The following is a 12,886-nucleotide window of genomic DNA, read 5'->3' as shown; positions in this document are numbered from 1 at the left end:
ATGGCCGGTCCGGTCAGTGCCAGAGTGACCGGGCGCCCTCCAGGCGGGTCAGCGCCAGCGCCAGCTGCAGGGTCCAGGCCCCGCGCGGGTCGGTGATCGAGCACCCGGTCAGCTCGGTGGCCCGCTTGAGCCGGTACCGCACGGTGTTGGGGTGCACGAACAGTGCCCGCGCCGTCCCCTCCAGGTTGCCCCCGTGGGCGAGCACCGCCCGGACGGTCTCCAGCACCTCCCCGCCGGCGGCCTCCAGCGGGCCGGCGATCCGTTCGGCCAGCGCCGTCCGGGCCACCGGGTCGCCGTCGAGGGCGCGCTCGGGCAGCAGCGCCTCGGCGTCCACCGGGCGGGGCGCATCCGGCCACGCCGCGGCGGCGCGCAGCCCGGCGAGCGCCGCGGCCGCGGACTCGGCGGCGCGGGCCAGCGAGTCGACCTGCGGGCCGACGACGACCGGGCCCGGGCCGAACTCCCCGCACACCCGTTCGGCCACCTCGGTCAGCCGGTCGACACCACCCAGGACCACCACCAGCTTGTCCGCGTGCACCCCCACGAGCACCTCGCTGCGCAGCGAGCGCGCCGCCCGCCGCACCCCGGCGCGGGAGTCCCGCTCCGTCGGCGGCGCGGCGCCGACCAGCACCAGCACCGGGCCGGTGGTGGCCCAGCCCAGCGCCGCGGCCCGGCCCGGCAGCTCCTCGGACCGGTCGCCGCGCACCAGGGCGTCGACCACGAGGGCCTCCAGCCGTGCGTCCCAGGCGCCGCGGTTCTCGGCGAAGCTGGCGTAGACGTGCGCGGTGGCGAAGGCGACCTCGCGGCTGAACTGCAGCACGGCCAGCCGCAGCGGCTCGGCCTCGCCGGGCTCGGCGACCTGGCCCACCCGGGCCTCGACGACCTCCACGGTGACCTTGATCAGGTCGACGGTCTGCTTGAGCGGCACCGCGCGCGCCAGCTCGCGGGGAGCGGCGCCGAAGACCTCCCCGGTCAGCCGGGGCGGCCGGCCGGGGTTGCGGCACCACTCGACCAGCGAGGCGATGCCCGCCTGGGCGACCAGGGTGACCCAGGAGCGCTGGTCGGCCGGCATCGCCCGGAACCAGGCGAGCTCCTCGTCCATCCGGGCGACCGCCTGCGTGGCCAGCGATCCGGAGGCGCGCTCCAGCCGGCGCAGCGTCGCCTCCGACGGGCGCGCACGCGCGGGCCGCGCCGCCGTGGTGTCCTCCACGGCGGCAAGGGTGTCACGGCGGCGTCGGTCGGGGACCCTGGAGCCCGTGCACCCACCTCCTCCGGGGCGGTCCGCCGCTGCCGCCGCCGGCGCCATCGTGTTCACCCTGCTCACCTGGGCCGTGACGGCCGGCTGGTTCCCGCTGCACGCGTTCGACCGCGCGGTCAGTGACGCGCTCTACGCCGGGGACGGCCGGCCGGCGCTCGTGGAGGCGGTGCTCCAGGTGCTCACCGCGCCGGGGTCGTCCGCGTTCCGGGCGGTGGCCTTCCTGCCGGTGCTGCTCTGGCTGGTGCTGCGCCGCGCGTGGTGGACCGCCGCCTGGGTGCTCACCGCCACCGCGCTGATCGGGCCGCTCACCACTCTGGCCAAGGAGCTGGTCGGCCGGGAACGTCCGCCGTTCGCCGAGGGCGGGCTGCGGTACGGGTCGCTGAGCTTCCCCAGCGGGCACTCCGCCGGGGTCGCCGTCCTCGTGCTGGTCTCGCTGCTGCTGGCCTGGCCGCGGCTGGCGCCGGTCGCGCGTCGGGCGTGGGCGGCGGCCGGTCTGCTGCTCGCCGTCGTGGTCGGCGCGACCCGGGTGCTGCTGGGCGTGCACTTCCCCGCCGACGTCGTCGCCGGCTGGGCATTCGGTGCGACCTGGGTGCTGCTCACCACCTGGGCCTTCGGTGCGTTCCCCGGTGGCCGGACCGGGGTGCGACGGCGCGAGCCGGCGCTGGTGGCGGCGTGACCGGGCTGGACTCGCGGGTGCTGCTGGACCCCGCGGACGGCTCGCTCGGCCCGCTGCTGCGGCTGGCCGACGACCGGCTGACCGGGGGAGCGGGCTACGGCCGGCACGCCCACCGGGACGTCGACGTGGTCGCCGTGGTGCTCCGCGGCTCGGTGCGGCACGCCTGGGGCCGGGAGGCGGTGGTCGGCCCGGGTGACGTCGCGGTGCTGCGGGCCGGCCGCGGTCTGGAGCACGACGAGGTCGCCGGTGCCGATGGTGCGCACGTCCTGCAGACCTACCTGCGGTCCGCCGCGCCCGGGGCGACCCCGGCGCACGACGTGCTGCTGCGCCCCACCGGCTGGGTCGACCTGGGCCGCCCCGACGCCCGGCTGTGGCTCGGGACGACCGGCCCGGACGTGCCGCCGGGGCTGCGGGTGGCCGTCGGCGACGACGGCGTCACGGCGGCCGTGGGGGAGGGGCCGGTGCCGGGTTCCGGCGTCGTCCTGGTCTGGCAGCTGGACACCGGCCGGCCCGCCTGGGCCGACTGACCTCCCCGGATCTTGAGCACTGCTACAGACTGGTCCGCATGTCTGCCGATGCTGACCTCTTCGCCGCCGCCCGCGCCGACGCCGACCGGACGCTCGACCTGCGCCGCCGGCTGCACCGCCGTCCGGAGATCGGCCTGCACCTGCCGGAGACGCAGACCGCCGTCGTCGAGGCTTTCGCCGGCCTGCCCGTCGAGCTGACCACCGGCACCACCACGAGCTCGGTGGTCGGGGTGCTCCGCGGCGCCCGGCCCGGGCCCAGCTACCTGCTGCGCGCCGACATGGACGCGCTGCCGGTGCAGGAGGACACCGGGCTGCCCTTCGCCTCCGAGGTGGCCGGGGTGATGCACGCCTGCGGCCACGACACCCACGTCGCGATGCTGCTGGGCGCCGCCCGGCTGCTCGCCGAGCGGCGGGATCAGCTGGCCGGGCAGGTCGTGTTCATGCTGCAGCCGGGGGAGGAGGGCTTCCACGGCGCCCGGTTCATGCTCGAGGAGGGGCTGCTGGACGCCGTCCCCGAGGCGCCGGTGAGCGGTGCGTTCGCACTGCACATCTCCACGATGTTCCCGACCGGGACGATCAACGTCCGGCCCGGCCCGATGATGGCCTCGGCCGACCAGTGGACGATCACCGTCCACGGCCGCGGCGGGCACGCCTCCACCCCGCACCTGGGCGCGGACCCGGTGCCGGTGGCCGCGGAGATCGTGCTCGCGCTGCAGACGATGGTGACCCGCACCGTCGACGTGTTCGACCCGGCGGTGGTCACCGTGGGCCACCTGGAGGCGGGCACCACCGACAACGTCATCCCGGATTCGGCGCTGCTGCACGGCACCATCCGCACGCTGTCGGCGGCGCGGCGTGCGCAGGTGCTCGCCGCAGTGCAGCGGGTCGGGGAGCACGTCGCCGCCGCCCACGGGCTGACCGCGGTGTTCGAACGGATCGAGGGCTACCCGGTGACGGTCAACGACGCCGACGTCGCCGCCCGGGTGACCGCTGCCGCCGGCGCGGTGCTCGGCGCGGACGCCAGCCGCGTGATGCCGGTGCCGCTGATGGGCGCGGAGGACTTCTCCTACGTGCTCGAGCAGGTGCCCGGCGCGATGGCCTTCCTCGGTGCCTGCCCGCCCGACCTCGACCCGGCCACCGCCCCGGGCAACCACTCGAACCTGGTGGTCTTCGACGAGGACGCGCTCCCCGCCGGCGTCGCCCTGTACGCCCGGATGGCGCTCGACGCCCTCGCCGGCTGACGCTGACGCCGGCTCGGTGAGCCGCGGGAGCTGATGGGGAGCCGTGCCGTGACGCGGCTCCCCAGCAGGTGGTCCGGCTCCCCTTGACCGGCGGCCCTGAACGCGGAACGGCCCGCCTCCCCGGTGGGGAGGCGGGCCGTTGCCGTCGTGCGGGTGGGTCAGGTGGCCGGGTGCTCGTCGGTGCGCTCCTCGGCGGGGGCCTTCTGCTCGTCACCGACCTGGTACTTCTGCACCGCCTGCCGGACGACGTCGCGCTCGATCTCGCCGCGCTGGGCCAGCGACGCCAGCGTGCGGACGACGATCGACTCGGCGTCGACCTGGAAGTGCCGGCGCAGCGCCGGGCGGGTGTCGGACAGGCCGAACCCGTCGGTGCCCAGCGACGCCAGCCCACCGGGGACGAACGGCGCGATGAGGTCGGGCACCGCCTTCATCCAGTCCGAGACCGCCACGACCGGGCCGGGTGCGTCGGTCAGCTGCCGGGTCACGAACGGCACCTTGGGCTCCTCGGCCGGGTGCAGCAGGTTCCACTCGTCGGACTCGACGGCCTCCCGCCGCAGCTCGGTCCAGGAGGTCACCGACCAGACGTCGGCGGACACCCCCCAGTCGTTCGCCAGCAGCTCCTGCGCCCGCAGCGCCCACGGCACGGCCACCCCGGAGGCGAGCACCTGGGCCTTGGTGCCGTCCTCCAGCTGCGGGCCCTCGGCGTAGCGGTACATCCCGGCCAGCAGACCGGTGACGTCCAGGCCCTCGGGCTCGGCCGGCTGCTGGTAGGGCTCGTTGTAGATCGTCAGGTAGTACATGACGTTCGGGTCGCGGTGCCCACCGAGCGGGGCGCCCGGGTCGTTGCCGTACATCCGCGCCAGGGCGTCCTTGGTGATGTGCCCGACCTCGTAGGAGAACGCGGGGTCGTAGGTGACCACGGCGGGGTTGGTTGCGGCCAGCAGCAGCGAGTGCCCGTCCTCGTGCTGCAGGCCCTCGCCGTTGAGCGTCGTCCGCCCGGCGGTCGCGCCCAGCAGGAAGCCGCGGGTCATCTGGTCGGCCGCGGCCCAGATCGAGTCACCGGTGCGCTGGAACCCGAACATCGAGTAGAAGATGTAGATCGGGATCATCGCCTCGCCGTGCGTGGCGTACGAGGTGCCCGCGGCGATGAACGACGCCGTGGAACCGGCCTCGTTGATCCCCTCGTGCAGGATCTGCCCCTGCTCGGACTCCTTGTAGGCCAGCATCAGCTCGCGGTCGACCGACGTGTAGTTCTGCCCGCTCGGGTTGTAGATCTTCTGCGTCGGGAAGAGCGAGTCCATCCCGAAGGTGCGGGCCTCGTCGGGGATGACCGGCACGAAGCGCGGGCCGAGCTCCTTGTCCTTGATGAGCTCCTTGAGCAGCCGGACGAAGGCCATGGTGGTGGCCACCTCCTGCTTGCCCGAGCCGCGCTTGAGGACGTCGAACGCCTTGTCCTCCGGGGTCTTCAGCGGCTTGTGCTCCGACCGCCGCCGCGGGACGGCCCCGCCGAGCTGCCGGCGCCGCTCGAGCATGTACTGCATCTCGGGGGAGTCCGGGTCGGGCTTGTAGTAGGGCGGCAGCGTCTTGTCCAGCTGCTCGTCCGGGATCGGGATCTCCAGCCGGTCGCGGAAGCCCACCAGGTCCTCGGCGGTCAGCTTCTTCATCTGGTGCGTGGAGTTGCGGCCCTCGAAGTGGCTGCCCAGCGTCCAGCCCTTGATGGTCTTGGCGAGGATGACCGTGGGCTGGCCCTTGTGGTCCATCGCGGCCTTGTAGGCGGCGTAGACCTTCCGGTAGTCGTGCCCACCGCGGGCGAGCTGCCAGACCTCGTCGTCGGTCATGCCCTCGACCAGCTTGCGGGTGCGCGGGTCGCGGCCGAAGAAGTGCTCGCGGACGAAGGCGCCGTCCTCGGCCTTGTAGGTCTGGTAGTCGCCGTCCGGCGTCGAGTTCATCAGGTTGACCAGCGCACCGTCGCGGTCGGCGGCCAGCAGCTTGTCCCAGCCGTGGCCCCAGATCACCTTGATGACGTTCCAGCCGGCACCGCGGAAGAAGGACTCCAGCTCCTGGATGACCTTGCCGTTGCCGCGGACCGGGCCGTCGAGGCGCTGCAGGTTGCAGTTGATGACGAAGGTGAGGTTGTCCAGCTCCTCACGCGCGGCCAGCCCGATCGGGCCGAGCGACTCCGGCTCGTCGGTCTCGCCGTCGCCGAGGAACGCCCACACGTGCTGGTCGGCGGTGTCGGCGATGCCGCGGTTGTGCAGGTAGCGGTTGAACCGTGCCTGGTAGATCGCGTTCATCGGGCCCAGGCCCATGGAGACGGTGGGGAACTCCCAGAAGTCCGGCATCAGCCGCGGGTGCGGGTAGGACGACAGCCCGCCGCCGGGGTGGCTGACCTCCTGGCGGAACCCGTCGAGCTGGTGCTCGGTCAGCCGGCCCTCGAGGAAGGCACGGGCGTAGATGCCCGGGGAGGCGTGGCCCTGGAAGTAGATCTGGTCGCCGCCGCCGGGGTGGTCCTTGCCGCGGAAGAAGTGGTTGAAGCCCACCTCGTAGAGCATCGCCGACGACGCGTAGGAGGAGATGTGGCCGCCGACGCCGATCCCCGGCCGCTGCGCGCGGTGCACCATGATCGCGGCGTTCCAGCGGATGGCGTGGCGGATCTTCCGCTCGGCCTCCAGGTCACCGGGGAACCACGGCTCCTGCTCCGGCGGGATCGTGTTGATGTAGTCGGTGCTGCGGAGCGCGGGGACGCCGACCTGCTGCTCACGGCTGCGCTCGAGCATGCGGAGCATGAGGTAGCGGGCGCGGTTGCGGCCGGCGTGGTCGACGACCGCGTCGAGGGACTCCAGCCACTCCTGGGTCTCGTCCGGGTCGGTGTCGGGGAGTTGGCTGGCCCGCCCGTCGGTGATGACCGCGCGGGGGGTGCCGGTGGTGCGGGCGGGGTCTCCGTCCGACTGCTGCGGTGCGCTCATGCCCCACATCGTCCCCTGTCGGGGTAGCGCGCGTCACGCGCCCCGCCCGACGCGTCCTCAAGGACCCGATCCGGGGCCCGGTGAGCCCCGCGCCGGGCGGCCCCGGGACGGCGTGGCGGGCACGCGATGGGCCGGTCGGGTATCGCTGAGGGCCCCCGACCCAGCAGACTGTCGGTCCACCGGCACCGTGCGGGGTGTGTGATCGTGCGCGGGACCGCCGGAACCGATCTACTGGGACACATGGAGGACGAGCAGGGATGAGCGTCGACTCGGGCAGCACCAGCATGGCTGCCCGGCTGGGGATCAAGCCGGGCATGGTCGTGCAAGAGCTCGGCTGGGACGAGGACGTCGACGAGCAACTGCGCGACTCCGTCGAGGAGCTGTCGGGCAGCGAGATGGTCGACGAGGACTCCGACGAGGTGGCCGACGTCGTCCTGCTGTGGTGGCGGGAGGAGGACGGCGACCTGATCGACGCGCTCGTCGACTCGATCGCCTCGCTCGCCGACGACGGCGTGGTGTGGCTGCTGGTGCCCAAGTCCGGGCGGCCCGGCCACGTCGAGCCCGGTGACGTCACCGAGGCGGCGCCGACGGCCGGCCTGCAGCAGACCTCGAGCATCTCGGCCGCCAAGGAGTGGTCGGGGATCCGCCTGGTCACCCCCAAGGCGGCTCGCCAGCCCCGCCGCTGAAGAAGGACCCCGTCTCCTCCTCATCCTCGCCGGCTCGGGACGAGCCTCTGGACGGGGCCGGGGGCGGGGGCCGGACGCCGCTGGGGCAGCATCGGGGGCATGAGCCTCTCCGTCGGTGACGTCGCGCCCGAGTTCAGCCTGCCCGACCAGGACAAGCAGGTCGTCTCGCTGAACGGGCTGCGCGGCGCCCCGGTGCTGGTGGTCTTCTACCCCTTCGCCTTCTCCGGCACCTGCACCGGTGAGCTCTGCCAGCTGCGCGACGACCTCGCCACCTACACCCGGGCCGGCGTGCAGGTCGTGGCGATCTCCACCGACCCGGTGTTCAGCCTGAAGGCGTTCCGCGAGAAGGAGGGTCTGCAGTTCCCGCTGCTGTCGGACTTCTGGCCGCACGGGGCGACGGCGCAGGCCTACGGGGTGTTCAACGAGCGGGCCGGCATGGCGCTGCGCGGCACCTTCCTGGTCGACGCGGAGGGCGTGGTCGCCTTCACCGAGGTGAACCAGCCCGGTGACCCGCGGGCGCAGTCGGGCTGGAAGGACGCGGTCGCCGGGCTGGCCACCTGATCCCGGCGACCGGGGGCGGCCCTTACCCTGGCCGCACGGGCGCGTAGCTCAGCGGGAGAGCTCTCGCCTTACAAGCGAGCGGTCGCAGGTTCGATCCCTGCCGCGCCCACTGGTTCATCCGGACCAGTTCGTCACCCGTCGGGGTGGCCCGGCTCAATGCGACGTGCGGCGCAGCCGATGGCACTCTCGTGCTGCGCAGACCGACGACGACCCGACGCCGCCCCCGTCGGGGCCTCGGCCGCGGCGTCCCGCTGTGGGTCCACCTGATCGCGCTGGTGGCGGTGCCGCTGGTCGGGGTCGCCGTCCTGACCGGGGCGACGACCCGGGCCAGCATCACCGAGGCGGCCAGCGCCACCCGCGCCGAGGCGGCCGTCGGCGCGCTGGCGCACCTGGACACCGCGCGCAGCAGCGTGGAGCAGGAGATCCTGCCGACCCTCGCGCTGTCGGTCATCGACCAGCCCGGCGCCGCCGACGCCCTCGGGCTGCCCGTCCTTCTCCTGGCGCAGCAGCGCACCGTGGCGGTGGACACCCTGAAGACCGCACGGGAGACCACCGACCAGGCGCTCGCGGAGGCCGCCCGCGGCGACTACGGCGCGGCGGCCGCGGTCCGGGTGCGCGCCCAGCTGACCACGTTGCGGGAGCGGGCCGACACGTTCGCCGTCTCGATCGAGGGCATCTACCTCGGCTACCTGGCCATCTCCAACGACCTGGTGCACAGCCAGCGCGCGGTGGCCTCGGAAGCCAGTGCCGAGGGGCTGCCGGCCCGCACCCAGCGGGCCATCCAGGACGTGCAGGTCGTGGCCCAGCTGGCCACCACCGCCAGCCGGCAGACCCCGCTCTACCTGGGCGCGGTGTTCGGTGACAGCGGCACGCTGATCGGGTCGCAACTGGCCTGGGAGACCGGGTGGCTGGCGTACAACGACGCCCTCGGGCAGATGGCGGACCTGTCCCAGCCGTCCCTGCAGGCCGCGTGGCAGGAGGTGCGCGACGCCGACGTCTCGACGACGCTGGACGCGCTGCTCGGGCCCACCGCGGACGGCAGCCGGCCGGCGGCGCCCGACGTCGCCCGGATGGTCTCCCTGCTCTTCCAGAGCAGCGACCGCGACGCCCTGCTCAGCGGGCTGGTGCACACCGCCGCCGACGAGGCCCGGGCCTCGGCCGCGGCCGACCGGGACCAGGCGGTGGACCGGCGCAACCGGACCCTGGTGCTCGGCGTCCTCGTGCTGCTGGCTTCCCTGCTGAGCGTGGTGCTCGTCGGCCGGGCGGTGGCCCGGGCGCTGCGCGTCCTCGCCGGGCAGGCCGACCGCGTCAGCGAGGGAGCCCTCGTGCAGGTGGAGGTCGCCGGCCCGCGCGAGGTGCGCAGCGTCTCCGCCGCGCTGGCCTCCGCGGTGGCCAGCCTGCGTCGCGTGCAGGAGCAGGCCGGCGCCGTCGCCCGGGGCGACCTGGACAACGCGCTGCTCGCCGAGCCGCTCCCCGGGCCGCTGGGCGAGGTCGTGCACGCCTCGGTGCGCCAGATCGTCAGCTCGGTCCGCCAGCGCGAGGAGCTGCAGTCGGCGCTGGCCCACCGCGCCGCCCACGACCCGCTCACCGAGCTGCCCAACCGGGCTCAGGCCATGCAGCTGACCGAGTCGGCACTGTTCCGCGCCCGCCGCACCGGTGCGATGACCGGGCTGCTGTTCGTCGACCTGGACGGCTTCAAGGCCGTCAACGACACCCACGGGCACGCCTGCGGTGACGAGGTGCTGCGCACCGTCGCGGGCCGGCTGGAGGCGGCCGTGCGCTCGGGGGACGTCGTCTGCCGGCTGGGCGGGGACGAGTTCGTCGTCCTGGTCGAGCCGGTGGAGACCGAACGCGACCTGCTGGAGCTCGCCGAACGGCTGATCGCGGTGGTGAGCCAGCCGATCGCCACCGACGGCCACCAGGTGCGGGTGGGCGCCAGCATCGGCGTCGCGGTGAGCCGGGACGCCACCACCGACGCCGACGTGCTCTTCGCCGAGGCCGATGCGGCCACCTACCGGGCCAAGCGGCACGGCCGCGGGCGGGCCGAGGTCTTCGACGAGACGCTGCGCGCGCAGCTCGCCGAGCGGGCCGAGCTGGAGGCGGCGGTGGCCTCGGGCCTGGCCGCCGGGGAGATGCTGCTGCACTACCAGCCGGTGGTCGACGCCGGGACCGGGCAGCTCACCGGCTTCGAGGCGCTGGTGCGCTGGGACCGGCCGGGGGTCGGCATGGTGTCCCCGGACGAGTTCATCCCGACGGCCGAGGGCTCCCGGCTGATCTGCGACCTGGACCGCTGGGTGCTGCACGAGGCGACCCGGCAGCTGGCCGAGTGGCGGCGCAGCGTGCCGGTGCCCGCCGGGCACCCGGAGCCGACGGTGGCGGTGAACATCTCCGGCCGGCACCTGGCCGACCGGCAGGTCGTCACCGACGTCGCCGACGCGCTGGCCGCCTCGGGCCTGCCCGCGCGCCTGCTGGTGCTCGAGGTGACCGAGACCGTGCTGGTCGACGACCCGGTGGCCATCGAGCACCTGGTGGCGCTGCGGGAGATGGGCGCCGCGATCGCCATCGACGACTTCGGCACCGGCTACACCTCGATCGGGCAGCTGCGGCACATGCCGGTTGACACGCTCAAGATCGACCGGAGCTTCGTCGCCTCGACCGACCCCGGCTCCGGTGAGCTGGTCGCGCTGATGATCCGGGCGGCGCACACCTTCGGGCTGTCCGTGGTCGCCGAGGGCGTGGAGGAGTCCGGCCAGCTGGACCGGCTGCGGGCCGAGGGCTGCGACCACGCGCAGGGGTTCCTGCTGCACCGCCCGCTGCCGGCCGCAGCGGCCGGGGGCCTGCTGGTCCGGAGCGCGATCCCCGCGCCGCGCTGAGCCGTTCAGTCGTCGGCGCCGCGCACCCCGGCCCCCCGACCGGGGGTCGTCTCACGCACCAGCCGGCGGGCGGCGTCGACCTCCCGCGCCACCAGCGCCAGCACCCCCTCGGCGTGCACCTCGGCGTCGTCGGGGAGGCGGTGCTCGCGCAGGTCCTGCTCCAGCTCCCGGATGGCCTTCCGCAGCACGGCCACCTGCGCCGCATCGGGCACCGGTTCCCCGGCGCGCAGCTCGATCACCGCCTCGGTGACCGCGTCGGACGTGCGCTCCAGCTGCACGATCACCGGCCACCAGGCGGCCGCCCGGGTGCTCACCGGCGGCGGCTCGGCCAGCCGCCGCTGCAGCTGGGTCTGCAGCTCGGCCAGCGCCCGGTAGCTGCCCCGGCGGGCGCGGCGGGTGGCCTCCGGGCTGCCGGTGAACGCCGCGTCGACGAACCGCTCCAGCGCCAGGATCGCGGCGCGCAGGGCGTCGTCCAGCGGGGCCCGCCAGGTCTGCGGCCACAGCAGGTAGCCGAACACCAGCACGATCCCGCAGCCGATGAGGGTGTCGACCAACCGGGCGCCGACCAGCCCGGCGCCCGTCGGCGTGGCCAGGTCCAGCAGCAGGATGATCAGCGGGGTCTGGAAGACGGAGAAGAGCCCGAAGCTGCCGCTGCGCGCCCACGGCAGCGCGGCCGCCGACAGGGCCAGGGGCAGCAGGACCCAGGCGTCCCGGGAGAGGAACGTCAGCAGGAGCGAGCCGATCAGGACGCCCAGCAGCGTGCCCGCACCACGCTGCACGGCCCGGGTGAACACCGAGCCGTAGTCGGGCTTGAGCACGATCGCCACGGTGAGCAGCACCCAGTAGGGGCGCTCGACCGGCAGGGTCTGGCGGGCGATCTCGGCGACGGTCATGCAGAGGGTGAGCCGGACGACGAACGCACGGGAGTCGGCGTCGCCGACCGTGCGGTCGAGCAGGTCGCGGGTGCGGGCCCGGCGGTCGACCTGCGGGCGGGGGACGGCGGCCGAGGCCCGCTCCTCGGGGTCGCCCACCACGTTCCACACCAGGCGGATGCCGTGCCGCACCGCGCGCCGCTGCGCCGGCCCGTCGTCCACCGGGGGCGGCCGCTCCCCGGCCAGCGGACGGCGCTCGGTGACCGCGGTGGCCAGCGCGTGGGCCGCGCCGATGTCCCGGGAGTCGGCGGCGACGCCGGTGCGGGCGCTGGCGACCGCCGCCTCGACCAGGGGCGCGGCGGAGTTGAGCACGCCGGCGAGCTCACCGAGCTCGGCACTGCGCCCGGCCGAGCGGCTGCGGGCGTGGATCACCCGGTCGTAGCCGGTGTTCAGCGCCAGGGTCAGCGCCCGCCGGGCCTCCTCGGACCGGTCGGTGCCTATCGCCTCCAGCAGCTCGGCCACCCGGGTGAAGACCGCGCCGACCGCCGCCCGGTCGGGGTCGACCTGCTCGGTGCGCGCCTGCACCAGCACGGCGAGGGTGCCCAGCGATGCACCGGACAGGAACCACCCGACCTCCGCAGCGGGCGGCAGCGGCGTGCTCAGGCCGGAGGAGATGGCGGTGTAGATCAGCAGCTGTAGTGCCCCGAGCGACAGCGGCGCACTGACCGCGCTGATCAGCGCCGCGAACGCCGACACCGCGGCGAGCAGCAGCACCGGCACCCAGCCACCACCGGTGAGCGACTGCCCGACCACCAGCCCGAGCCCGCCCAGGAGCGAGGCGGCGGCGACCCGGCGCAGCCGGATGCGCAGCGGCCCCTGCTGGGGGGCGAGCGTGGCGGCCAGTGCGCCCATGGTGGCGAAGGCGCCGGCGCCCAGCGCGCTCCCGGACGTCCCCCCGACGGCGAGCGCGACGGCGAGCGGGGCGGGGACGACCAGCCCGAAGCGGACGACGTCGCGCCAGGGGACCGAGGGGTGGTTGGTGTGCACCAGCTCCTCGAGCCACGCCGGCGCCCGCAAGCCCCTGTCCGCCACGGCCCAACCCTGCCACCCGGAGGCGGCGCGGGGGGGGGGGGGGGGGGGGGGGGGGGGGGGGGGGGGGGGGGGGGGGGGGGGGGGGGGGGGGGGGGGGGGGGGGGGGGGGGGGGGGGCGGGGGGGGGGGGGGGGGGGG

General features: G+C 74.9%; 9 protein-coding genes and 1 tRNA gene. 7 read left to right on the top strand and 3 right to left on the bottom strand.

Features of this window, described 5'->3' with window-relative positions; genetic code table 11:
* Positions 1 to 13: 13 nt before the first annotated feature.
* The gene (locus ACI79Y_RS17290) at positions 14 to 1,207 is read right to left on the bottom strand and encodes a PucR family transcriptional regulator (RefSeq protein WP_457159681.1); all 1,194 of its coding nucleotides are present in this window, start codon (positions 1,205 to 1,207) and stop codon (positions 14 to 16) included.
* A gap of 46 nt (positions 1,208 to 1,253) precedes the next feature.
* Here ACI79Y_RS17290 and ACI79Y_RS17285 point away from each other — a divergent pair, with 46 nt between their 5' ends.
* Genes ACI79Y_RS17285 through ACI79Y_RS17275 form a run of 3 tightly spaced genes read left to right on the top strand, consistent with a single transcriptional unit; the run spans position 1,254 to position 3,699 of the window.
* Complete coding sequence (locus ACI79Y_RS17285; protein WP_457159680.1) at positions 1,254 to 1,931, top strand: phosphatase PAP2 family protein; 678 nt, start codon at positions 1,254 to 1,256, stop codon at positions 1,929 to 1,931.
* The gene (locus ACI79Y_RS17280; protein WP_457159679.1) at positions 1,928 to 2,458 is read left to right on the top strand and encodes a pirin family protein; all 531 of its coding nucleotides are present in this window, start codon (positions 1,928 to 1,930) and stop codon (positions 2,456 to 2,458) included. Before ACI79Y_RS17285 ends, ACI79Y_RS17280 begins: the two co-directional genes overlap by 4 nt.
* Positions 2,459 to 2,496: 38 nt before the next feature.
* Positions 2,497 to 3,699, top strand: a complete 1,203-nt coding sequence (locus ACI79Y_RS17275) for a M20 metallopeptidase family protein (RefSeq protein ID WP_457159678.1) — start codon at positions 2,497 to 2,499, stop codon at positions 3,697 to 3,699.
* 158 nt (positions 3,700 to 3,857) lie between these two features.
* Here the strand turns inward: ACI79Y_RS17275 and aceE are convergent, their stop codons facing one another.
* Complete coding sequence (gene aceE / locus ACI79Y_RS17270) at positions 3,858 to 6,665, bottom strand: pyruvate dehydrogenase (acetyl-transferring), homodimeric type (RefSeq protein WP_457159677.1); 2,808 nt, start codon at positions 6,663 to 6,665, stop codon at positions 3,858 to 3,860.
* Between the two features lie 257 nt (positions 6,666 to 6,922).
* Between aceE and ACI79Y_RS17265 the strand changes: the two genes are divergently transcribed.
* From ACI79Y_RS17265 to ACI79Y_RS17250, 4 genes are all read left to right on the top strand, one after another.
* Complete coding sequence (locus ACI79Y_RS17265) at positions 6,923 to 7,351, top strand: DUF3052 domain-containing protein (RefSeq protein ID WP_457085019.1); 429 nt, start codon at positions 6,923 to 6,925, stop codon at positions 7,349 to 7,351.
* Positions 7,352 to 7,450: 99 nt separating this feature from the next.
* Entirely contained in the window at positions 7,451 to 7,912 is a 462-nt protein-coding gene (locus ACI79Y_RS17260) for a peroxiredoxin (RefSeq protein ID WP_457159676.1), read from the top strand.
* 37 nt (positions 7,913 to 7,949) lie between these two features.
* Positions 7,950 to 8,021: transfer RNA gene (locus ACI79Y_RS17255), tRNA-Val, on the top strand.
* 79 nt (positions 8,022 to 8,100) lie between these two features.
* Positions 8,101 to 10,785, top strand: a complete 2,685-nt coding sequence (locus ACI79Y_RS17250; RefSeq protein WP_457159675.1) for a putative bifunctional diguanylate cyclase/phosphodiesterase — start codon at positions 8,101 to 8,103, stop codon at positions 10,783 to 10,785.
* 5 nt (positions 10,786 to 10,790) lie between these two features.
* On the opposite strand, the gene ACI79Y_RS17245 is transcribed toward ACI79Y_RS17250, so the two are convergent.
* Entirely contained in the window at positions 10,791 to 12,749 is a 1,959-nt protein-coding gene (locus ACI79Y_RS17245) for an FUSC family protein (RefSeq protein WP_457159674.1), read from the bottom strand.
* Positions 12,750 to 12,886: the final 137 nt, after the last annotated feature.

This window comes from Modestobacter sp. SYSU DS0875 (genome assembly GCF_054050915.1).
This window is presented reverse-complemented; position numbering and strand designations above follow the sequence as displayed.

Excerpts from the sequence above, each read along its gene's own strand:
- ACI79Y_RS17260 (WP_457159676.1), top strand. The coding sequence starts at position 7,451 with ATGAGCCTCTCCGTCGGTGACGTCGCGCCCGAGTTCAGCCTGCCCGAC.
- ACI79Y_RS17275 (WP_457159678.1), top strand. The coding sequence starts at position 2,497 with ATGTCTGCCGATGCTGACCTCTTCGCCGCCGCCCGCGCCGACGCCGAC.
- ACI79Y_RS17265 (WP_457085019.1), top strand. The coding sequence starts at position 6,923 with ATGAGCGTCGACTCGGGCAGCACCAGCATGGCTGCCCGGCTGGGGATC.
- aceE (WP_457159677.1), bottom strand. The coding sequence starts at position 6,665 with ATGAGCGCACCGCAGCAGTCGGACGGAGACCCCGCCCGCACCACCGGC.